Origin of the sequence: Rhodanobacter sp. Root179, assembly GCF_001428465.1 — a bacterium.
Classification (GTDB): Bacteria; Pseudomonadota; Gammaproteobacteria; order Xanthomonadales; family Rhodanobacteraceae; genus Rhodanobacter.
Genome location: NZ_LMHR01000072.1, coordinates 25,289 through 44,400, shown reverse-complemented (window position 1 = coordinate 44,400; position 19,112 = coordinate 25,289). Strand labels below are relative to the sequence as shown.

Annotated in this window: 21 protein-coding genes and 1 tRNA gene; 11 read left to right on the top strand and 11 right to left on the bottom strand. The window is 67.2% G+C overall.

Annotated elements, in window-relative coordinates:
- Positions 1 to 22: 22 nt before the first annotated feature.
- Positions 23 to 733, top strand: a complete 711-nt coding sequence (locus tag ASD82_RS08165; protein WP_157599218.1) for a DUF4760 domain-containing protein — start codon at positions 23 to 25, stop codon at positions 731 to 733.
- Between the two features lie 231 nt (positions 734 to 964).
- Here the strand turns inward: ASD82_RS08165 and ASD82_RS08160 are convergent.
- The 5 genes from ASD82_RS08160 to ftsY form a co-directional block, all read right to left on the bottom strand.
- Positions 965 to 1,040: transfer RNA gene (locus ASD82_RS08160), tRNA-Phe, on the bottom strand.
- Positions 1,041 to 1,122: 82 nt separating this feature from the next.
- Positions 1,123 to 1,401, bottom strand: coding sequence for an oxidative damage protection protein (locus ASD82_RS08155; protein ID WP_056717333.1), 279 nt, complete (start codon positions 1,399 to 1,401; stop codon positions 1,123 to 1,125).
- A 37-nt stretch (positions 1,402 to 1,438) separates the two neighbouring features.
- A complete protein-coding gene (gene mutY / locus ASD82_RS08150; RefSeq protein WP_056717332.1) occupies positions 1,439 to 2,530 on the bottom strand; it encodes an A/G-specific adenine glycosylase in 1,092 nt (363 codons plus the stop codon).
- Positions 2,527 to 3,615, bottom strand: coding sequence for an AsmA family protein (locus tag ASD82_RS08145; protein WP_056717331.1), 1,089 nt, complete (start codon positions 3,613 to 3,615; stop codon positions 2,527 to 2,529). The genes mutY and ASD82_RS08145 overlap by 4 nt, the downstream gene beginning before the upstream one ends.
- Before the next feature lie 23 nt (positions 3,616 to 3,638).
- Positions 3,639 to 4,775 carry a signal recognition particle-docking protein FtsY gene (ftsY, locus tag ASD82_RS08140; RefSeq protein ID WP_056717330.1) on the bottom strand — a complete coding sequence of 379 codons (1,137 nt, stop codon included), beginning with the start codon at positions 4,773 to 4,775 and terminating at the stop codon, positions 3,639 to 3,641.
- An 89-nt stretch (positions 4,776 to 4,864) separates the two neighbouring features.
- Here ftsY and rsmD point away from each other — a divergent pair, with 89 nt between their 5' ends.
- From rsmD to ASD82_RS08110, 6 genes are all read left to right on the top strand, one after another.
- A complete protein-coding gene (gene rsmD / locus ASD82_RS08135; RefSeq protein WP_056717329.1) occupies positions 4,865 to 5,446 on the top strand; it encodes a 16S rRNA (guanine(966)-N(2))-methyltransferase RsmD in 582 nt (193 codons plus the stop codon).
- A 29-nt stretch (positions 5,447 to 5,475) separates the two neighbouring features.
- Positions 5,476 to 6,027, top strand: a complete 552-nt coding sequence (coaD, locus tag ASD82_RS08130; RefSeq protein WP_007807937.1) for a pantetheine-phosphate adenylyltransferase — start codon at positions 5,476 to 5,478, stop codon at positions 6,025 to 6,027.
- Positions 6,020 to 6,523, top strand: coding sequence for a hypothetical protein (locus ASD82_RS08125; RefSeq protein ID WP_056717328.1), 504 nt, complete (start codon positions 6,020 to 6,022; stop codon positions 6,521 to 6,523). Before coaD ends, ASD82_RS08125 begins: the two co-directional genes overlap by 8 nt.
- A 145-nt stretch (positions 6,524 to 6,668) precedes the next feature.
- Positions 6,669 to 6,929 carry a YfhL family 4Fe-4S dicluster ferredoxin gene (locus tag ASD82_RS08120; RefSeq protein ID WP_056717327.1) on the top strand — a complete coding sequence of 87 codons (261 nt, stop codon included), beginning with the start codon at positions 6,669 to 6,671 and terminating at the stop codon, positions 6,927 to 6,929.
- The gene (gene ggt, locus ASD82_RS08115; RefSeq protein ID WP_056717326.1) at positions 6,926 to 8,644 is read left to right on the top strand and encodes a gamma-glutamyltransferase; all 1,719 of its coding nucleotides are present in this window, start codon (positions 6,926 to 6,928) and stop codon (positions 8,642 to 8,644) included. Before ASD82_RS08120 ends, ggt begins: the two co-directional genes overlap by 4 nt.
- 101 nt (positions 8,645 to 8,745) lie before the next feature.
- Complete coding sequence (locus ASD82_RS08110; RefSeq protein ID WP_056717325.1) at positions 8,746 to 9,795, top strand: TMEM43 family protein; 1,050 nt, start codon at positions 8,746 to 8,748, stop codon at positions 9,793 to 9,795.
- A 10-nt stretch (positions 9,796 to 9,805) separates the two neighbouring features.
- On the opposite strand, the gene ASD82_RS08105 is transcribed toward ASD82_RS08110, so the two are convergent.
- The 6 genes from ASD82_RS08105 to ASD82_RS08080 form a co-directional block, all read right to left on the bottom strand.
- Entirely contained in the window at positions 9,806 to 10,420 is a 615-nt protein-coding gene (locus tag ASD82_RS08105) for an NUDIX hydrolase (protein WP_200950252.1), read from the bottom strand.
- Positions 10,421 to 10,472: 52 nt separating this feature from the next.
- On the bottom strand, positions 10,473 to 11,501 hold the full coding sequence (locus tag ASD82_RS08100) for a magnesium and cobalt transport protein CorA (protein WP_082542796.1): 1,029 nt from the start codon (positions 11,499 to 11,501) through the stop codon (positions 10,473 to 10,475).
- A 33-nt stretch (positions 11,502 to 11,534) separates the two neighbouring features.
- Positions 11,535 to 12,737, bottom strand: coding sequence for a DUF4105 domain-containing protein (locus ASD82_RS08095; RefSeq protein ID WP_056717323.1), 1,203 nt, complete (start codon positions 12,735 to 12,737; stop codon positions 11,535 to 11,537).
- 75 nt (positions 12,738 to 12,812) lie between these two features.
- The gene (locus ASD82_RS08090; protein ID WP_056717322.1) at positions 12,813 to 13,652 is read right to left on the bottom strand and encodes a transporter associated domain-containing protein; all 840 of its coding nucleotides are present in this window, start codon (positions 13,650 to 13,652) and stop codon (positions 12,813 to 12,815) included.
- A gap of 216 nt (positions 13,653 to 13,868) precedes the next feature.
- Positions 13,869 to 14,330: an rRNA maturation RNase YbeY gene (ybeY, locus tag ASD82_RS08085; RefSeq protein WP_056717321.1), complete on the bottom strand. Its 462-nt coding sequence runs from the start codon at positions 14,328 to 14,330 to the stop codon at positions 13,869 to 13,871.
- Complete coding sequence (locus ASD82_RS08080; RefSeq protein WP_056717320.1) at positions 14,327 to 15,307, bottom strand: PhoH family protein; 981 nt, start codon at positions 15,305 to 15,307, stop codon at positions 14,327 to 14,329. The genes ybeY and ASD82_RS08080 overlap by 4 nt, the downstream gene beginning before the upstream one ends.
- 100 nt (positions 15,308 to 15,407) lie before the next feature.
- Here ASD82_RS08080 and ASD82_RS08075 point away from each other — a divergent pair, with 100 nt between their 5' ends.
- From ASD82_RS08075 to ASD82_RS08060, 4 genes are read left to right on the top strand one after another with little or no spacing between them, the layout of a single operon-like run.
- The gene (locus ASD82_RS08075) at positions 15,408 to 16,082 is read left to right on the top strand and encodes a TetR/AcrR family transcriptional regulator (RefSeq protein ID WP_056717319.1); all 675 of its coding nucleotides are present in this window, start codon (positions 15,408 to 15,410) and stop codon (positions 16,080 to 16,082) included.
- The gene (locus ASD82_RS08070; protein WP_056717318.1) at positions 16,079 to 17,047 is read left to right on the top strand and encodes an HlyD family efflux transporter periplasmic adaptor subunit; all 969 of its coding nucleotides are present in this window, start codon (positions 16,079 to 16,081) and stop codon (positions 17,045 to 17,047) included. Before ASD82_RS08075 ends, ASD82_RS08070 begins: the two co-directional genes overlap by 4 nt.
- A complete protein-coding gene (locus ASD82_RS08065) occupies positions 17,044 to 18,003 on the top strand; it encodes an ABC transporter ATP-binding protein (protein ID WP_056717317.1) in 960 nt (319 codons plus the stop codon). The genes ASD82_RS08070 and ASD82_RS08065 overlap by 4 nt, the downstream gene beginning before the upstream one ends.
- Positions 18,000 to 19,109, top strand: a complete 1,110-nt coding sequence (locus ASD82_RS08060) for an ABC transporter permease (protein WP_056717316.1) — start codon at positions 18,000 to 18,002, stop codon at positions 19,107 to 19,109. Before ASD82_RS08065 ends, ASD82_RS08060 begins: the two co-directional genes overlap by 4 nt.
- Positions 19,110 to 19,112: the final 3 nt, after the last annotated feature.

The window sequence follows — 19,112 nt, the reverse complement described above, 5'->3', positions numbered from 1 at the left end:
TGGAGCGAAAAGGGGGAGATGGATGGACGGTACCAAGGTGACAACCAAAGTGATGGCTGTCTGGTATGGACTTGCTGCACTTCTTTTTGCTGGCGGCGTGTTCAGTCGGGGAACGGCACACGATTTCTATGATGTGGCATCGAAAGCAGCAGAGTTAGCGGTATTAGCTGCTGGCTTGTTCTCAGTTCTGTTGATCCGCGACCAGCTGATCGCACAAAAGAAGCAGCTGGAAGACAACCATCAGCAGATGGTCGATGACCATAAGTGGAAGACAATCGTCTCATATCACCAGCTTTTTTCGGGTGGGGTTCCGGACGAAAACATAAGAAAACCTATGTATGACCTCGCCACCCAGTGCGACTTCATTGATTGTTTCGATGACTTGGGAGCGAAGATGCCGACGGCTGTTTTTGACAAATGCGTCAAAGAGAGCGAGCTGCGACAAGTCATTCGGCCGTACTTGGACGAATTTGAAAAATTCTGCGGTGCCGTGAACTCGGGGATTGTGAACGAAGTGTATGCGCTGTCACTGCAGGGAACTCGCATAATTCGTAACTACACAGTGTTTGAGGATCTGATCAAGCACTTTCAGAGAGGAAATGGACTTGCGTACGTTGAATTGGAGAAGTTGGCCACCAAATGGGCGATGAAGCGCCGGGTGGATCATGAGGCGAACGTGTTCGCCTTAGGGGTAGGTAGCGGAACTGATACTAAAATTCGCAGTCCTAAGTAGTGATACCATCCAGCCGTAACCTGAGGAGAACATACGATGCGTGACACGACGGGATTCTAAGCCACGAACTTCCTCGACGCGAATGCGACCAGATCGCCACGACAAGCGTCAGGATCTCTTTATAAAACCCGCTCTACCGAGCGGGTTTTTTCATGTCCATCTTCCAGCCGGATGCGAGCCGGACACAAGAAAAAGCCCGCTGAGTGATAGCGGGCTAAGTCCTTGTTTCTATGGTGGCCGGGGACGGAATCGAACCGCCGACACGGGGATTTTCAATCCCCTGCTCTACCAACTGAGCTACCCGGCCGGGAACCTGGCGATCAAGCAGAACCGGCAAGGTCGCTGTTGATGCGTGGAGCCGCGCATTAGACCGAAAGCGCGGCGTTTCGTCAAGACTCGGTGGGCGGCGGGCTGAAGCCGGCGGCCTGGTCGACGTCGCCGCCGAACAGGAATTTCTCCATCTGTTCGCCGAGGTACTTGCGCGATTTCGGGTCGAGGGGATTGAGCCGGTACTCGTTGATCAGGGTGGTCTGGTGGGCCAGCCACTGTTGCCAGGCGGGCTTGGAAATCTCGGTGTAGATGCGCTGGCCGAGCGGGCCGGGCCAGGGGGCGAAGTCGAGGCCTTCGGCGTCGATGTGGAGTTTGCTGCAGTGGATGGTGCGGCTCATGGGGTCATTCCTGTTGCGGCCCTCGGGGGCTGGCGGATCAGTTGGTGCGCAAGCTTGCGGCATGCGTTCGGCCGGCGTCGCTGATCTGCAGCAAGAGACTGCGTACCGGCGCGGGCAGGCCAAGCGCATCGAGTTCGTCGACGCCGCACCAGCGCCAGTGCGGATTATCGGCGACGCCGCGTGCGGCTGTCGCGCGATCGAACAGCAGCGGCTCGATCGCCAGCCGATAGTGGCTGAAGACGTGGGTGAACGGGGCGAGCGCCTGCGCGTCATCGATGTGCGCGTGTTGCCGCGCCACTCGCCAGGCTTCGTTCGGGTCGCTCGCCTCGGGCAGGCTCCACAGGCCCGACCACACGCCTTGCGGGCCCCGTCGTTCCAGCAACACGCGATGGCTTGCGTCGCGCAGGATCAGCATCACGGTGGCGCGGGTCGGGATCGATCGGGCCGGCTTGCGGCCAGGCAGGGCGGCGGTGAGGTCGTCGCGGTGCGCGATGCAATCCGTGACCAGCGGGCAGGCATCGCAGCGCGGGCGCGCACGGGTGCAGACCGTCGCGCCGAGATCCATGATCGCCTGGGTGTAGTCGGCGACGCGGGTGCCCGGGGTGTGTGCTTCGGCGTGTTGCCACAGCTGCTTTTCCACCGCGCTTTCGCCGGGGTGGCCGTGGATGCCGTGGTAGCGCGCCAGCACGCGCTTGACGTTGCCGTCGAGGATGGGAAAGCGCAGGCCGTGCGCCTGCGCCTGGATCGCCCCGGCGGTGGAGCGGCCGATGCCGGGCAGCGCGTTCAATGCGTCGAAGTCGCGCGGCAGTTCGCCGCCATGCCGTTCGACGCAGAGTTGCGCGGCGCGGTGCAGGAAGCGGGCGCGGCGGTAGTAGCCGAGTCCCGACCACAGCGCCAGCACGGTGTCTTCGTGGGCGGCAGCCAGCGCTTCCAGTGTGGGCAGCGCGCCGACGAAACGATCGAAGTAGCCAACCACGGTGGCGACCTGGGTCTGTTGCAGCATCACTTCGGACAACCACACGCGGTAGGCGTCGCGCTGGTCGTTGTCGAGCGCCTGCTGCCACGGCAGGTCCTTGCGGCCGTGCCGGTCGAACCAGCGCAACAACCGGTTCGCGAATGAAGCGGTCATGGTTTCTTGCCGGCTGTCGGTTTCTTGCCGGCCGCCGGTTTCGAGGCGGGTGCCGCCACCGTGCCGGCCGCTGCGGGCGCATCGATACCGGCCTGGACGGTGAGGCCCTCGATGCTGATGCCGGCCATCTCCAGGCTGGCGATTTCGGCGTGGCCGCTGCCCGGCGGCACGCTCAATTGCGGCCCCCGGGGATCGCCAAGCCCGTTCCACCAGCGCGCCAACGCCAGCGGCGGCAGCTTCAGATCCGCATGATTGGCAGGGCCGTCCAGCTTCAGCGCCAGCAGCAACGGGTTGCTCTGGTCGGCGGGCGTCAGTCGCAGCGAGATGTCGTACTGGCCGGCGTTGGCCTGCTCGAGCTTGCCGCTCAGGCTGGCCTCGGCATCGGCGGCGCCATGCCAGTACGCACTGCCGGTGAGGGCGAGTTTCACCGTGCTGCCCTGGGTCAGGTGCAGGGTGATGTCCTGCAGTTGCAGCGCATTGCCTTCGATGCGCGGGGTCGCCGACAGGCGCAGTTGCACCGGCGTGCCCGCCGCCGTGACGGCCGAAAGCGCCAGCGGAAATGGCTGGCCGGTCACCAGGTTGCCGGCCTGCAGCGAGACGCTGCCCAGCAGCACTTCATTGCCACGCACCACGCTGCCGTGGCTGATGCTGACGCCGGTATCGATGCGCGGAATGTTGGGGGGCGCGCCCTCGGGTTTTGCGGGCAGCGCGGCCAGCCAGTCCTGCAGCGCATCCAGGTCGACCCGTGGCGAATCGATCTCCAGCTGCGAAATCACCGTGGGGCCGCCGAACAGGGTGTGCCATGGCAGGGCAAGCTGGCCATGCGCGGCCAGCAGGATCGGCGCGGTGGCGCCGGCCGCATTCAGGGTGATGCCATCCAGCTGCAGGGCCGGGCGTGGAAACAGGGTGGGGCTGGCGGGGCTGGCCAGGCTCAGTTCCAGTCCGGCAGCGCGCGCCTGGGTTTGCAGCATCCGGGTGAAGCGTTCCGGCTGCAGCAACAGGTAGACGGCGATCACCGCGGCCAGCACCAGTGCCAGCATCAGGCCGCCAAGCACCAGCAGGGTCAATCGCAGTCGGCGCGACATCCGCTCAGCCCCGTCGTCGCGGTTCAGTCATGCGTCGGCACCTCGCCGAGGCTGGCCGGAAGCAGGCCATCGACGAAGGCCTCCGCGTCGAAGCTGCGCAGGTCGGTGGCGGTTTCACCCAGGCCCACGTAGCGGATCGGCAGGCCGAACTCGCGCGCCAGGGCGAACACCACGCCGCCCTTGGCGGTGCCGTCGAGCTTGGTCACGACCAGGCCGGTGACGCCCACGATCTGGCGGAACTGGCGCACCTGGTTGACGGCGTTCTGTCCGGTGGTGCCGTCGATCACCATCAGCACCTCGTGCGGCGCATCGGCATCGAGCTTCTTCAGCACGCGGGCGATCTTGCCCAGTTCGTCCATCAGGCCGCCCTGGGTGTGCAGGCGGCCGGCGGTGTCGGCGACCAGCACGTCGGCGCCGCGCGAACGCGCCGCCTGCAAGGCATCGAAGATCACGCTGGCCGAATCGGCATCCTGGCCCTGCGAGATCACCGGCACCTGGTTGCGTTCGCCCCAGGTCTTCAGCTGCTCCACCGCGGCGGCGCGGAAGGTGTCGCCGGCGGCCAGCATCACCGCGCGGCCCTCGTCGCGCCAGCGGCGGGCCAGCTTGCCGATGGTGGTGGTCTTGCCGGCGCCGTTGATGCCCACCACCAGCACCACGAACGGTCTGCGATGCGCCACGTCCAGCGGCTGCTCGACCGGCTTGAGCAGGGCGACCAGCGACTGGCGCAGGGCGGCCAGCAGCGCGGGGGAGTCGGCGAACTCGCGCTTGTGCATGCGCTTGCGCAGGTTCTCGACCAGATCGGTGCTGGCCTCGATGCCGACGTCGGCGGTGATCAGGGTGGTTTCCAGCTCGTCCAGCAGGTCGTCGTCGAGCTTCGGATGGCGCACGAACAGCGAACCCAGGCTGCGCGAGAACACGCTGCCGGCCAGGCGTTCGCGCCAGCTGCGCCTGGCCGGTGCGGCGGCGGGCTCATCGGCGGCGGGTGCCGGGACCTGGAAATGTTCGTGGTCGGTGGGGTTGTCGGCGGGCGAGGGTGTCTCGGCCAGCGCCTCGCGCAGGACGGGGGCGTCGCTGGCCTGCGCGACAGCGTCGACCGGCGTGATGGTGGCCGGCGCTTCCGCGTCCTTGTCGGCGGGCTTTTTCTTCCAGAACTTGAGCATTGCGGGCGTGATTCAAAGACAATGGGCGGCATGCTAACACTCCAACCTGTACTGGCCGCTGAGGGGCGGCGCGCCATCGTGGCAAGCGCATGAACGGGCCACGCAAGGCTGGCCCGGGACGGGTGCGCATCATCGGCGGCAGCCTGCGCAATTCGCGGCTGGAGGTGCCGGACGTGCCGGGGTTGCGACCCACCGCCGAGCGGGTGCGCGAGACCCTGTTCAACTGGCTGGCGCCGGTCATCGAAGGCATGGACTGCCTGGATCTGTGCGCGGGCACCGGCGCGCTGGGGATCGAAGCGCTTTCGCGGGGCGCCGCGTCGGTGCAGTTCGTCGAACGCGATGCCCGCGCGGCACAGGCGCTGCGGGCGAACCTGGTGCGGCTGAAGGCGGACCAGGCTCCGGTGAACGTCACCGACGCCGGCAGCTTCCTGCAGCCGGCCGCCCGGGCCCACGACCTGGTGTTCCTCGACCCGCCGTTCGCGCTGGACCTGTGGGCGGCGCTGGCCGGGCAACTGGAACGGGGCGGCTGGCTGGCCGCGCGGGCGTGGATCTACGTGGAATCGCCCCGTGCCGTGGTGCCCGACCTGCCGCCGACCTGGCAGCTGCACCGCGAAGGCCATGCCGGCGAGGTGCGTTTTGCGCTCTATCGGCGTGCGCTTCCGTTAAGCTAGTGCTCACAACCACTGCCACTTTCCCTCTCGTGAGCAAATCCATCGGCAATCCTCGCCTGGCCGTGTATCCGGGCACCTTCGATCCGATCACCAACGGTCATACCGATCTGGTGGCCCGTGCCGCGGCGCTGTTCGATCGCGTGGTGGTCGCGGTGGCCGACAGCTCCAGCAAGGGGCCGGCCTTCAGCATCGGCGAACGGATCACCCTGGCGCGGATGGCGCTGGCCGACCTGCCCAACGTGGAAGTGCGCGGGTTCGATTGCCTGCTAGCCACCTTCGTGGAGCAGATTGGCGCCGGCGTGATCATCCGCGGTCTGCGCGCGGTGTCGGATTTCGAATACGAATTCCAGCTGGCCAGCATGAACCGGCACCTGATTCCCCAGGCCGAGACGTTGTTCCTGACGCCGGCCGAGCAATACAGTTTCATTTCCTCCTCGCTGGTACGCGAAATCGGCCGCCTCGGCGGGGACATTTCCGGTTTCGTGCATCCGGCGGTACAACAGGCCATGCGGCAGCGCTGGCAGAAGAGCCGCGCCGGCTCCAACAAGCAACCCGAAACAGAAGGTGATAACCATGCGTAAGTTCGCTCTCATTGCTGCCCTCGCGCTGACCGCCAGCCTGGCCCTGAGCGCCTGCGGCAAGCACGAAGAAGCCCAGCAGGCCGACCAGCAGTCCAGCCAGCAGGCAACCAAGCCGACCGATCCGAACGACACCAAGGCGTGGAATGCCTACCTCGGCCAGATCGTGCAGAACAACATGCAGGGCATGAAGGCCGATCGTCCGTACCCGTATCTGGTGCCGGCCGGTGATACGGAGGACGACGTCGCCCGTCGTGGCCGCCAGCTGTCGAACGTGCAGGACACCGTCGCTCGCGGCGTGCTGCCGGGCAACATGCTGGTGTTCGCCGGCCCGGATTCGGCCAAGACCGCCGACCTGGTGATCGCGGCATTCAAGGATGCCAAGCCCGGTTCGTTCAAGGACGTGATCGTGCTGTTCATCGGTGACACCGCCGACCAGCAGCGCGTCGACGACGTGCTGAAACCGACCGGCGCCACGGTCCGTTTCGTCGCGATGTAAGCACGACCGCCGCGCCGGTTTCCGGCGCGGCGGGATGAACCGTCGCCCCGCGACCTGCGCGGGCGCCGGGTGACTGCCCGTCGTGATTGCACCGGCGGCCCGGACGCTTTCCACGGCGTCGCAACCCGGCCTGTAATATCCAGCCATGTCCCTGAAAATTCTCGACACCTGCGTCAATTGCGACGTCTGCGAGCCGGCTTGCCCGAACAAGGCGATCTCGCTGGGCGAAGAGTTCTACGTGATCGATCCGGCATTGTGCACCGAGTGCGTGGGCCATCACGATGAACCGCAATGCGTGGTGGTGTGTCCGGTCGAATGCATCATCAGCGACCCGGATCACGTCGAATCACCGCAGCAACTCGAACTGAAGTACCGGCACCTGATGACCAGGGAGTCCGCGGCATGAGCCTGGCGATGAACTGGCGGGCGGCGGCGCTGGGCCTGCTGCTGGTCGCAGGCGGCGCGTTCGCTGCCGACGGCGCACCGACAAAGGCCGCGAGCGGCCACGCCTCGACCCGGGCACCGGGACACGCGGCGATCGCCAGCGCGAATTTCCACGCCACCGAGGCGGGCCTCGAAGTGCTGGCCAGGGGCGGCAATGCGTTCGACGCCGCCGTGGCGGTGGCGGCCACGCTGTCGATCGTGGAACCGGAAAGCTCCGGCATCGGTGGCGGCTTCATGGCGGTGCTGCACCGGGCCAGCGATGGCCACAACGTTTTCATCGACGCGCGCGAAACCGCGCCGGCGGCGGTGGATGCGCAGGACTACCTCAACCCTGACGGCAGCCCCAATCGCGACACCGCGCTGAAGGGGCCGCTGTCGGCCGGCATCCCGGGCGAGCCGGCCGGACTGGTGCTGATCGCGAAGCGTTATGGACGGCTGCCGCTGAAGCAGTCGCTGGCGCCGGCCATCCGCATCGCGCGCGAGGGTTTCGAGCCGGACGAGCGCCTGCGCGAAGCCATCGCCGGCATGCAGAAGGATCTGCAGCGCTGGCCCGCGTCGGCCGCGAAATACCTGCCGGGCGGCAAGCCGCCGGCAGCGGGCGCGATCTGGAAGGACCCGCACCAGGCGCGCACGCTGGAGCTGATCGCCAGTCACGGCGACCAGGGTTTCTATCACGGCGAGACGGCGCAGAAACTGGTCGCCGCGGTGCGCGCGGCCGGCGGCAACTGGACGCTGGCGGACCTGGCCAGCTACCGGGCGAAGGAGCGCACGCCGATCACGGTCGACTACCGCGGCTACCGGATCGTCACCGCGCCGCCGCCCTCGTCCGGTGGCGTGGCGATCGCCGAGATCCTCAACATCCTGTCCGGTTACGACCTGACGAAGATGGACGCCGCCACGCGCACGCACTACATCATCGAGGCGATGCGCCGTGCGTTCCGCGACCACAACGATTACCTGGGCGACCCGGATTTCGTGAAGATGCCGCTGGACATGCTGCTGTCGCCGTTCTACGCCGACGGCCTGCGCCAGAGCATCCTGCCGGACAAGGCCACGCCATCGTCGATGCTGCCACGCGCCGAGGCGGCCGAGCCGGGCATGCACACCACCCATTTCTCGATCATCGACGCCGACGGCAACATGGCGGCGGTGACCTCCACGGTGAACTACACGATGGGTTCGAGCTTTGTCGCCGAAGGCACCGGCGTGCTGCTCAACGACGAGATGGACGACTTCGCGCTGGTGCCGAACAAGCCGAACGTCTACGGCCTGCTGGGCAGCAAGGCGAATGCGCCGGTCGGTGGCAAGCGCATGCTGTCGTCGATGTCGCCCAGCATCGTGATCGGCGCCGACCGCACCGCGGTGATCGGCTCGCCCGGCGGCTCGACCATCATCACCCAGGTGCTCGAGGGCATCCTGCACTTCATCGACGGCGAGAGCGCGCGGCAGATCGCCGCGCACAAGCGCTTCCATCACCAGTACCTGCCGGACGTGGTGAATGTCGAGGCGGGCGTGTTCGATGCCGCAACCAGCGATGCGCTGACGAAGATGGGCTACACGCTGAAGCCCCGCGAACCCTGGGGTTTCATGAACGTGGTGACCTGGGACCGCAAGACCAACCAGCTCGACGCCGCCAGCGATCCGCGCCGGCCGTCGGGGCTGGGCAAGGTGCAGTGAAAGGACATGCAGCGCTGCCGGATTCGCTACTTTCCCCGAATGCTGCATGATGCGGTCATGGCCGCGGGCATTTTGCCGCCGGGCACGATCGGAGCAGGTTGATGGATTTGCGCAAGGGGATTTCGCTGCGTGCGCTGGCGTTGAACGTCGTCGGCGCGCTGCTGGTGTTCGCGGGCATCGGACTGATGGCGACCACGGCGCGTGGCCTGCAGGATTACCGGGTCGCCGCCAGCGCACATGGCGGCGAGGTGATCGACTTGGGCGAGAACGCACGGCCGGAAGCTGGCCAGCACGGCACCATGGCCCGCCTGGTCGGCACGCCGCGGGTGGTCGAGGCGCCGCATGATCCGGACTTCAACCTGCGGGTGAGCACGCCGGTGCTGGTGCGTCACGTGGAGATGTTCCAGTGGCGCGAGATCCGGGTGGGCGACAGCGTGCACTACGAGCTCGACTGGGTCGATCACCTGCTCGACGCCGGTCACTTCGTCGAGCCGAAGGGACACGCGAATCCGGTCGGCTTCCCGATCGATGGCAAGCAGTTCGATGCGGGCCTGGTGCAACTGGGCGGATTCAAGCTGGACCCGGTGCTGCTGCACGCGATGCCCGGCATCGTCCAGGTGACACCCGATGCCACCGTGCTGCCGGAAAATCTCGCGGCCAGCTTCTCGCGGTACCAGAACTACCTGGTCACCAGCGCGCACCCCGGCGATCCGCGGCTTGGCGATGTGCGGGTGAGCTGGAACGAGGTGCCGCTGCAGCAGCTGACCGTGGTCGGGCGCATCGATGGCGACCGGCTGGAGGCGGCCGCCGACGCGGCCGACGGCAAGGGTTACGTGGTGCAGCTGGGCGACGTGCCGGTGCTGGACATCTTTCCGGACCTGCCGGTGCCGCCGGAGTTCATCTGGACGTGGCGGATCCTTTCCGTGCTGCTGGCGTCGCTGGGTGCGTTCGCGCTGTTGTCGGCCCATCGCGAGCAGCGCGATCCGCTGCTGGCGCTGAGCCTGGGCGTGCTGGTGGTGGGCGTGGTGGCCGCCGTGCTCTGGCTGGGCGATACGCAGGCGATGGGCGGCTGGCTGGCGGTGTCGCTGGTGGGCCTGGGCATTGCGGTCTGGCGTTTGCGCGGGCCGCTGTTGAGGACCGGGCGCGACTGAAGGTTTCCGCTCAGGCGCCGGCGGCCCCGGGCCGCCCGCCGTGTTCGATGAACCACAGCCCCGCGAACAGCTTGGGATCGATGGAATAGCCTTCCGCGGCGCGGGCAAACAGCCACGCGCCCGCTACGCTGCGTGGTACCTCGTGCACCACGATGTTCTCGCTTTCGTCGCCGCCACCGGGGCCGACCCTGTGCAGGTCCCAGGCGCGGGCGAATGCGATCATCTCGGTGCTCATGCCCGAGGACGACGGCCCCTGGTGGATGAATTCCACGCGTTCGCAGCGATAGCCGGTTTCTTCCTCCAGCTCGCGCTGCGCCGCCAGCAGGATGTCCTCGTCGTCCTGGCCGGGCAGGTCGCCGACCAGGCCTGCCGGCATCTCGATGGTGTTCTGCAGGATCGACACGCGGTACTGCGCGACGAACAGCACCTTGTCCTCGGGCGTCACGGCCAGGATGATCACCGCGCCGCCGGGATTGTTGCGCTCGGCATACTCCCAGCGGCCGCGCTTGCGCAGGCTCAGCCAGCGTCCCTCGTAGAGGGTTTCCACCGGCGCGCTGGCGTCGGCGGGGATGCGGTCGGTGGGGTGGGTCATCAGTCGCGGCGCCATGCTGGAAGCTTGCGTCATGTTGGCGGTTCGGCGCCGGATCGACAACAGCCTGCCGGTTCGCGACCGGCCGCTACAGCCAGCGTGCGCGTTTCAGCCCCACGTAGATGCCGCCCACGATGCAGCCCATCAGCACGATCATCGCCGGATACGCCCACGGGCGGCTGAGTTCGGGCATGTGGGTGAAGTTCATGCCGTACCAGCTGGTGAGCAGGGTGGGCGCGGCCAGCATCGCGGCCCAGCCGGCAAGTTTCTTCATCACCTCGTTCTGGCGCAGGCTGACCAGCGACAGGTTGACGTTGATCGCCGCGGTGAGCATTTCGCGCATCGCGCTGATCGCCTCGTTGACGCGGAAGGCGTGGTCATAGACGTCGCGGAAATAGGCGCGCAGTTCCTCGGGGATCAGGTTCGGATACAGCCGGATCAGCTGTTGCACGATGTCCTGCAGCGGCGCCACTGCCAGCCGCAGCGTCATCAGGTCGCGCTGCATGTCGTACAGCCGGCGGATCGTGCTGCTCTTGAAGGTCTCGCCGAAGATGTCGTGCTCCAGCTGCTGCACCTCTTCGCGGAAGTCGCGCACGATCGGCAGCAGGTTGTCGACGATGAAGTCGAGCACGCCGTAGAGTCCGTAGCTGGGGCCGTTGGCCAGCAGCTCGGGGGTGTGTTCGCAGGTGCGTCGGGCCGGCGCATACGACAGCGAGGCCCCGTGGCGCACGGTGACCAGGTAACGCGGGCCGAAGAAGATGTGCGTTTCGCCGAACGCCAGCTGGCCATCGATCAGCTGGGCGGTCTGCACCACCAGGAACAGCGAGTCGCCATAGGCCTCGATCTTGGTGCGCTGATGCGCGGCATGGGCGTCTTCGATGGCCAGGTCGTGCAGGCCGAATTCGTCCTGGATCTTCAGCAGCAGGGCTTCGTCCGGTTCGTGCAGGCCGACCCAGACGAAGGTGTCCGGTTCGGCCAGTACATCGCTGATCGCATCCAGCGTGACGTCGCCGATGCGGCTGCCGTCCTGGCGATAGGCGATGCAGTTCACCACCATGGGCTGGTCGGTGCGCGCCACGGAGTCTGCTGGAGGCGAAGTCGGATTCATGCCGTGCATGATGCCCCCCGTCCGCCGGTGGGGCAACGCGGATCAGCGGCGGTGGCGCAGGCTCCAGGCCAGGGCGAGCCAGGCCGGCAGCGCGAACAGCAGCCACGGCTGGTTCTGCTGCACGGTGCCGGGCAGCAGGTGCAGCAGCACCGCGACCATGCAGGCCAGCAGCTGGATCGCGATCACGCCATCGATGAAGCGCGAGGCTGCCAGGCCGCGGCGCGCGCGCCACAGCGTCGACAGCAACAGGAAGGCCAGCGGATTGAACAGCAGCAGATTGGCGTTGGCCCAGGCCGAGTGATGGCTGGTCAGCGTCCACAGCGCCAGCAGCACGATGCCGACCAGGCCCGCGGCAACGAGGTAGATCGTGCCGAGCAGGGCGTAGCTAGTGGGCCAGTGGCGACGGCCCAGCACGAGCAGCGCCGCCAGCAACAGCCCGGCCAGCGCCAGGGGCAGGCGCAGGTCGGGCGGCACGGTCGGCGGCACTTCGAGCCGGTTTGCCGAAACCAGTTGTTCGCCGATCACCAGCGGATGCAGGCCGCCGTGGCCGTCGTCCACCTTCACCTCGCGCAGTTGCGACTGCAGCACTTCGGGCAGGAAGCTTTCCCGCCATGCATCGAGCGGCTGGTCGGCATACGGCCCCAGGCCCAGGTCCAGTACCAGCATCAGCCATGGCTGGCCGCTCATCAGGCGATCGGTCTGCTGGCGGTAAGTCATGCCGCCGGCGCGTGATTTCATCTGCGTGGCCACGATGCCGCCCAGCGCCTGGTTCAGCGCATCGCGCACGCGGGTAGTGCAGTTGTCCGCGTAGTAGTCGTAGTTGTAGCCCGCGTTCTCCGGGCGCAGGTTCCACAACAGGAAGTCGCGCAGCGCAGCGGCCTGGTTCGCGTCGAGCGCCAGCGGCTGGCGAGTGATCGAGCGGCCGGCCTCGACGTAATAGCTTTCGTCGAGGCTGGTCGGCGCCGCATCCATCAGGTAGTGCATGCGGCCGCGGGCGAAGTTGACGAAGAAGTTGGCCTCGTTGAAGTCGAATACGCCGTAGTTGAAGCTGACCGCTTCGCCGGAGACCGTGTCGCGCACCTCGATGGCATCGTGGCCGAAGCGCTCCCAGTAGGTTTCACCCGGGCCATAGGTGATCAGCGACACTTCGAGGTTCGCTCCCGGCGCGTTGGCCACGCTGGCATGCGCCGGCGCGATGGCCAACCACAGGGCGAGGAGCAGGAACGCGAGACCGGTTTGTCGCATGGGTTCAACCTTGTCGTGGTGCTGCGGGAGTGGCGGGCCCGGTGATCCGGCCCCGCGCAGCGGGCGTGATGGAGTCTACTGGCGCACCACGCGGAAGCCCTGCACCCGTCGATCGTCGGCCTCGGTAACGTGGAACAGGTAGTCGCCGATGCTGACTTCCTCGCCGACCTCGGGCAGGTGGCCGAACTCGGAGGTGACCATGCCGCCCACGGTGTCGTACTCCTCGTCGGAGAAGTCGGCGCCGGTCTGTTCGTTGAAATCCTCGATCGGCGTCAAGGCGCTGACCAGCCAGTCGCCGCCGGGCTGCTCGTGCATCAGCTCCGGTTCTTCCTCGTCGTCGTGCTCGTCGTCGATCTCGCCGACGATCTGCTCGAGCACGTCCTCGATGGTGACCAGGCCGGCGACGCCGCCGTATTCGTTGACCACCAGCGCCATGTGGTTGCGGCTCAGGCGGAATTCTTCCAGCAACACGTTCAGCCGCATCGACTCGGGGATAAGCACGGCCGGGCGCAGGATCGCGCGGATGTCGAAGTGTTCGGCGGCGCCGAAATACTTCAACAGGTCCTTGGCCAGCAGGATGCCGAGGATTTCGTCCTTGTCCTCGCCGTGCACCGGGAAACGCGAGTGGCCGGATTCGACCACGGCGGCGAGGATGTCGGGCAGCGGTGACTCGGCCGCCAGCATCACGATCTGCGCGCGCGGCACCATCACGTCGTCAACGCTGAGTTCGGTGACCTTGATCGCACCCTCGACCATGGTGAGGGTGTTCACGGACAGCAGTCCGTTGGTCTGGGCGGAACGCAACTCCTCGATCAGTTCGTCGCGGTTGCGTGGCTCGCCGGAAAACATGTGGCCCAGTCGATCCCACCAGGTTCGGTGGGCCGGGCCGCTGGTACTGCCGGGGTCGTCGCTCATCACTCGTTGGGATTCTGCCCGAAAACGGGCGGAAGCTCGATTCTAGCGGAAAAATCGTGACGGTTCAGGGCACTGTTGCTCCTCCCCCTGTGTGCAGGAGGAGGTTGGCGACCGGAGGGAGTCCTTCAGGTGAGGGGGTTGCTCCGGGGGCGGGGAAGATCAAGAGCGAACCTCACCCCGGCCCTCCCCTGCTTTGCAGGGGAGGGAGCAAGCACGTCAGGCGTAGGGGTCGGCGATGCCGAGGCCGGCCAGGATGCGGGTTTCCAGCGCTTCCATCGCCTCGGCTTCGGCGTCCACGAGGTGGTCGTAGCCGAGCAGGTGCAGCACACCGTGGACGGTGAGGTGGGCCCAGTGGTCGCGCGGTGCCTTGCTCTGTTCGGCGGCCTCGCGCAGCACCACCGGCGCGCAGATCGCCAGGTCGCCGATCAGCGGCAGGTTCATGCCAGGCGGCAGTTCGGCGGGGAACGACAGCACGTTGGTGGCGTAATCCTTGCCGCGGTAATCGCGATTGAGCGCGCGGCCTTCGTCAGCGTCGACGATGCGGATCGCCAGCTCGACGCTCTTGCGACGTCTGGCGCCACGCAGCGCCGCCTCCACCCAGCGGCGGAAACTGGCCGACGCGGGCAAGCCGGCGCGCGGTACGGCGTAGCCGATGGCGAGGGTCACCGGTGCGCTCATTCGCCGCCCTCGTCCTTCTGCTCGAACGCCTCGTACGCCCGTACGATCTTCGCCACCAGCGGATGGCGCACCACGTCGCGCGAGGTGAAGAAGGTGAAGCTGATGCCGCTGACGCCACGCAGCACCTCGATCGCCTGGCGCAGGCCGGAGCGAGTCTGGCGCGGCAGGTCGACCTGGGTGACGTCGCCGGTGATCACCGCCACCGTGCCAAAACCGATCCGGGTCAGGAACATCTTCATCTGCTCGACCGTGGTGTTCTGCGCCTCGTCGAGGATCACATAGGAATCGTTGAGCGTGCGACCACGCATGTAGGCCAGCGGCGCGATCTCGATCACGTTGCGCTCGATCAGCTTGGCCACCTTCTCGAAGCCGAGCATCTCGTACAGCGCGTCGTACAGCGGGCGCAGGTAGGGGTCGACCTTCTGCGACAGGTCGCCGGGCAGGAAGCCCAGCTTCTCGCCGGCCTCGACCGCCGGGCGCACCAGGATCAGCCGCTGCACCCGGTTCGCCTCCAGCGCCTCGACCGCGCTGGCCACGGCGAGATAGGTCTTGCCGGTGCCGGCCGGGCCCACGCCGAAGTTGATGTCGTGGCTGGCGATCGCGTGCAGGTAGCGCGCCTGGTTCGGGCCGCGGCCCTTGATCACGCCGCGCTTGACCTTGATCACCACTTCCTGCGCTTCCCCGGCGTCCGCTTCGGCGATCGCATCGACGCCGGATTCGGCCAGGTGCAGGTTGATCTTCGCGCCGGTCAGCGCCTCGTCCTCGGTGCCGGCATACAGCGCACGCAGCACTTTCTCGGTGGCCCTGGCCGGGTCGTCCGCGCCGATCACCTGAAAGATGCTGCCGCGGTGGTTGATCTCCACGCCGAGGCGCAGTTCGATCTGGCGCAGGTGCTCGTCGAACGGCCCGCACAGGTTGGCGAGGCGGGCGTTGTCTTCGGGGTCGAGGGTGAAGTCGCGCTGGTTGAGTTCGCTCATAGGGGCGCGAGAGTAGCGCGCCGCTGCCGGAAGGGCCATTGCCGAAAGCCCACATGACAGGCAATTTGCAAATAATTAATTGATGAATTAATTTGCGTGCATGGCCACTTCGAACAAGCGCGCAAAAGCGGGTCGCCGTGCCGGACGACCCAGCGGTGACGATCAGGACCTGCGCCGGCGCCTGCTGGATGCGGCGATCGCGCAGTTCGCGCGCACCGGGATCGCCGCCACCTCGCTGCGGGCGATCGCCACCGAGGCCGGCGTCACACCGGCGATGCTGCATTACTACTTCGGCGACAAGGCGCGACTGCAGCAGGCGCTGATCGACGAGCGTCTGCTGCCGGCGCTGGCGCCGCTGCGCACGCAACTTGAACATGCCGGGGACGATCCTGCCGCACTGATCGAGGGTTTCGTGCGCGGCACCGGCGAACTGGTCGTGCACCATCCGTGGCTGCCGCCGCTGTGGGTGCGCGAGGTGCTGTGCGAAGGCGGTGCGCTGCGCGAAGTGCTGTTCACCCAGGGCGTACCGGGCGTGCCGCAGTTGCTGGCGCAACGCTTCGCGGCGGCGCAGGCGAATGGACGGCTGAATGCGGCGCTGGACCCGCGCCTGCTGGTCGTCTCGCTGGTCGGACTCACCCTGTTCCCCGCCGCGGGTGCGCCGATCTGGCGACGCGCGTTCGGCGCCGAAGAGCTGGGAGCCGAGGTCATGCTCAGGCACACACTGGCCTTGCTCGGACACGGTATTGGTACGGCAGAACCGGGAGAAACCGCATGAAGATCGCAGCCGTGATTTGCCGCTCGCTGGTGGCCTTGCTGCTCGTCATCACCGCCGCTTGCGGGAAACAGGCGCCGCAGGCGCTGGGCACGCTCGAATTCGACCGCATCACGCTGCCGGCACCAGCCGCCGAACGCATCGTGGCGGTCGACGTGCGCGAGGGCGAGCAGGTCAAGACGGGCCAGCCGCTGCTGCAACTGGACCCCGCGCATACCCGCACCCAGCTCGCGGCCGCCGAGGCCCAGCTGCAGCAGCAGCGCGAGGTACTGGTCGAACTCCAGACCGGACCGCGCAGCGAGGACATCGCCAAGGCGCGGGCGAACCTGGCGGCGGCGCAGGCCCAGGCGCGCGAAGCCCGCGCGTACTACAACCGCCTGCTTCCGCTGAAGGGCCAGAACTACGTGGCCGCGGCCGACCTGGATCGCGCCCGCGCCGCGGCCGGCAACGCCGACGGCCAGGTGGCCGCCGCACGCGCGGCGCTGGACGAACTGCTGCACGGCACGCGCCCCGAGCAGCTCGCGCAGGCGCAGGCCGCGGTGGCGGCGGCGCAGGCGCAAGTCGATGCGCAGCAGGTGCTGCTGGGCAAGCTGGCCATCGTGGCGCCGCTCGCCGGGCGAATCGACAGCCTGCCGTACAAGCTGGGCGACCAGGCGCCGGTGGGTGCGCCGGTGGCGCTCCTGCTGGCCGGCGATGCGCCGTATGCGCGCATCTACGTGCCGGTGCAGCAGCGTGCCGGCGTGCACGTCGGCGACGCGATCCGGGTCTTCGTGAGCGGCCGCGAACAGCCGTATGCCGGCAAGGTGCGGATGATCCGCAGCGAGCCGGACTTCACCCCGTACTACGCGCTGATCGGCGACGACGCAGCACGGCTGAGCTATCTGGCTGAAGTGACGCTGGGTGCGGATGCGGCCCAGCTCCCCGCCGGTCTGCCGGTGCGCGTCGAGTTCCACGAGTCCGCGAAATGACCACCGATGCCGACAGCGTGGCGATCCGTGCGCGTGGCCTGACCAGGCGCTTCGGCAAGCTGGTGGCGGTCGATCACGTCGACCTCGAAGTGCCGGCGAAGCGTGTCTATGGCTTCCTCGGCCCGAACGGTTCAGGCAAGTCGACCACGATCCGCATGCTATGCGGCCTCCTGAAGCCGACCGACGGCGAGATCGAGGTGCTCGGCCTGAAGATCCCCGCGCAGGCCGACGAGCTGCGTCCGCACATCGGCTACATGACGCAGAAGTTCTCGTTGTTCGAGGACCTCAGTGTGCGCGAGAACCTGGAATTCCTGGCCGCGATCCAGGGCGTGCCGAAGGCGAAGACGAAAGCCCGCATCGACGAGCTGATCGAGCAATACCACTTCGGCGATCGCCAGCAGCAGCTCGCCGGCAGCATGAGCGGTGGCCAGAAGCAGCGCCTCGCGCTGGCCTGCGCGGTGATCCACGAGCCGGAGTTGCTGTTCCTGGACGAGCCGACCAGCGCGGTCGATCCCGAATCGCGCCGCGACTTCTGGGAAAAGTTGTTCGAGCTGGCCGACATCGGTACTACCTTGCTGGTGTCCACACATCTAATGGACGAGGCCGAGCGCTGCCATCGGCTGGCGATCCTCGATCGCGGTGTGCTGGTCGCCGACGGCACGCCGGGCGAACTCAACGCCGAGCTGGATGGACGCACCTTCGTTGTCGACACGGCCGACCCGCGGGCAGCCCAGCGCGCGCTGGTCGACGTGCCGGGCGTGCTCGGCGTGGCCCAGGTCGGCAACACCTTGCGCGTGCTGATTGCCGAAGACGCCGGCGACGCGACGCAGCGCATGGACGAGGCACTGGCGGCCGCCGGGTCGAAGGCCGAGGTGGCGCCGGCGCCACCCAACCTCGAAGACGTGTTCGTTGCCGCCACGCGCAAGGGCGATGCGGACGAGGAGCGCGCCGCATGAACTGGCGCCGGCTGTGGGCGATCGTGATCAAGGAGCTGCGCCAGATGCGTCGCGACCGCGTCACGCTGGCGATGATCGTGGGCATCCCGGTGATCCAACTGGTGCTGTTCGGCTACGCGATCAACACCAACCTGCGCGGGCTGGCCACCGGCATCGCCGACCAGGCCAACACCGCCGGCTCGCGGGCACTGGTGATGGACATGCTGGCGACTGGCGTGGTCGCACCGGTCGCGAAAGCGGACACGCCGCAGGAATTGATGGCGATGATCCGGGGCGGAAAGATCAGCATCGGCATCGTGGTGCCGCCGGACTTCGAGCGTCGCCGCATCGATGGGCGCGAGCTGGCGCAGGTGCTGGTCGACGGCAGCGACACGGCGGTGCAGGGCGCCGCAGCGCAACTGGCGCAGGTGCCGATCGACAGTGCCATGCCGGATACGCGTGCGCCGATGACCAGCACGCCGGCGGGCGGACGGATCAGCGTGGTCGCGTTCTACAACCCGCAGCGCCGCTCCGCGGTCAACATCGTGCCGGGCCTGATCGGCGTGATCCTGACCATGACGATGGTGCTGTTCACCGCCATCGCGATCGTGCGCGAACGCGAGCGCGGCAACATGGAGCTGCTGATCGCCACGCCGCTGACCCGTTCCGAACTGATGGTCGGCAAGGTGCTGCCCTACGTGGCGATCGGCCTGGTGCAGACCAGCGTGGTGCTGGCGCTGGGCATGTGGCTGTTCGACGTGCCGATCCGCGGGAGCCTGCTCGACGTGTACCTGGCATCGAGCCTGCTGATCCTTGCCAACCTTACCTTGGGCCTGCTGATCTCCACTCGCGCGCAGTCGCAGTTTCAGGCGATGCAGATGATGATCTTCGTGTTCCTGCCGTCGATCCTGCTGTCCGGTTTCATGTTCCCGTTCGCCGGCATGCCGAAGCTGGTGCAGTGGATCGCCGAGCTGCTGCCGCTGACCCATTTCCTGCGGCTGATCCGCGGCGTGATGTTGCGTGGCGCGGGGCTGTGGGAGATGTGGGGCGACGTGCTCGCGTTGGCGACGTTTACCCTGGTGATGATGACGCTGGCGATCCTGCGTTTCCGCAAACGGCTGGATTGAGCC

Excerpts from the sequence above, each read along its gene's own strand:
- ASD82_RS08165 (WP_157599218.1), top strand. The coding sequence starts at position 23 with ATGGACGGTACCAAGGTGACAACCAAAGTGATGGCTGTCTGGTATGGA.
- ASD82_RS08155 (WP_056717333.1), bottom strand. The coding sequence starts at position 1,401 with ATGAGCCGCACCATCCACTGCAGCAAACTCCACATCGACGCCGAAGGC.
- mutY (WP_056717332.1), bottom strand. The coding sequence starts at position 2,530 with ATGACCGCTTCATTCGCGAACCGGTTGTTGCGCTGGTTCGACCGGCAC.
- ASD82_RS08145 (WP_056717331.1), bottom strand. The coding sequence starts at position 3,615 with ATGTCGCGCCGACTGCGATTGACCCTGCTGGTGCTTGGCGGCCTGATG.
- ftsY (WP_056717330.1), bottom strand. The coding sequence starts at position 4,775 with ATGCTCAAGTTCTGGAAGAAAAAGCCCGCCGACAAGGACGCGGAAGCG.
- rsmD (WP_056717329.1), top strand. The coding sequence starts at position 4,865 with ATGAACGGGCCACGCAAGGCTGGCCCGGGACGGGTGCGCATCATCGGC.
- ASD82_RS08125 (WP_056717328.1), top strand. The coding sequence starts at position 6,020 with ATGCGTAAGTTCGCTCTCATTGCTGCCCTCGCGCTGACCGCCAGCCTG.
- ASD82_RS08120 (WP_056717327.1), top strand. The coding sequence starts at position 6,669 with ATGTCCCTGAAAATTCTCGACACCTGCGTCAATTGCGACGTCTGCGAG.
- ggt (WP_056717326.1), top strand. The coding sequence starts at position 6,926 with ATGAGCCTGGCGATGAACTGGCGGGCGGCGGCGCTGGGCCTGCTGCTG.
- ASD82_RS08110 (WP_056717325.1), top strand. The coding sequence starts at position 8,746 with ATGGATTTGCGCAAGGGGATTTCGCTGCGTGCGCTGGCGTTGAACGTC.
- ASD82_RS08105 (WP_200950252.1), bottom strand. The coding sequence starts at position 10,420 with ATGACGCAAGCTTCCAGCATGGCGCCGCGACTGATGACCCACCCCACC.
- ASD82_RS08100 (WP_082542796.1), bottom strand. The coding sequence starts at position 11,501 with ATGCACGGCATGAATCCGACTTCGCCTCCAGCAGACTCCGTGGCGCGC.
- ASD82_RS08095 (WP_056717323.1), bottom strand. The coding sequence starts at position 12,737 with ATGCGACAAACCGGTCTCGCGTTCCTGCTCCTCGCCCTGTGGTTGGCC.
- ASD82_RS08090 (WP_056717322.1), bottom strand. The coding sequence starts at position 13,652 with ATGAGCGACGACCCCGGCAGTACCAGCGGCCCGGCCCACCGAACCTGG.
- ybeY (WP_056717321.1), bottom strand. The coding sequence starts at position 14,330 with ATGAGCGCACCGGTGACCCTCGCCATCGGCTACGCCGTACCGCGCGCC.
- ASD82_RS08080 (WP_056717320.1), bottom strand. The coding sequence starts at position 15,307 with ATGAGCGAACTCAACCAGCGCGACTTCACCCTCGACCCCGAAGACAAC.
- ASD82_RS08075 (WP_056717319.1), top strand. The coding sequence starts at position 15,408 with ATGGCCACTTCGAACAAGCGCGCAAAAGCGGGTCGCCGTGCCGGACGA.
- ASD82_RS08070 (WP_056717318.1), top strand. The coding sequence starts at position 16,079 with ATGAAGATCGCAGCCGTGATTTGCCGCTCGCTGGTGGCCTTGCTGCTC.
- ASD82_RS08065 (WP_056717317.1), top strand. The coding sequence starts at position 17,044 with ATGACCACCGATGCCGACAGCGTGGCGATCCGTGCGCGTGGCCTGACC.
- ASD82_RS08060 (WP_056717316.1), top strand. The coding sequence starts at position 18,000 with ATGAACTGGCGCCGGCTGTGGGCGATCGTGATCAAGGAGCTGCGCCAG.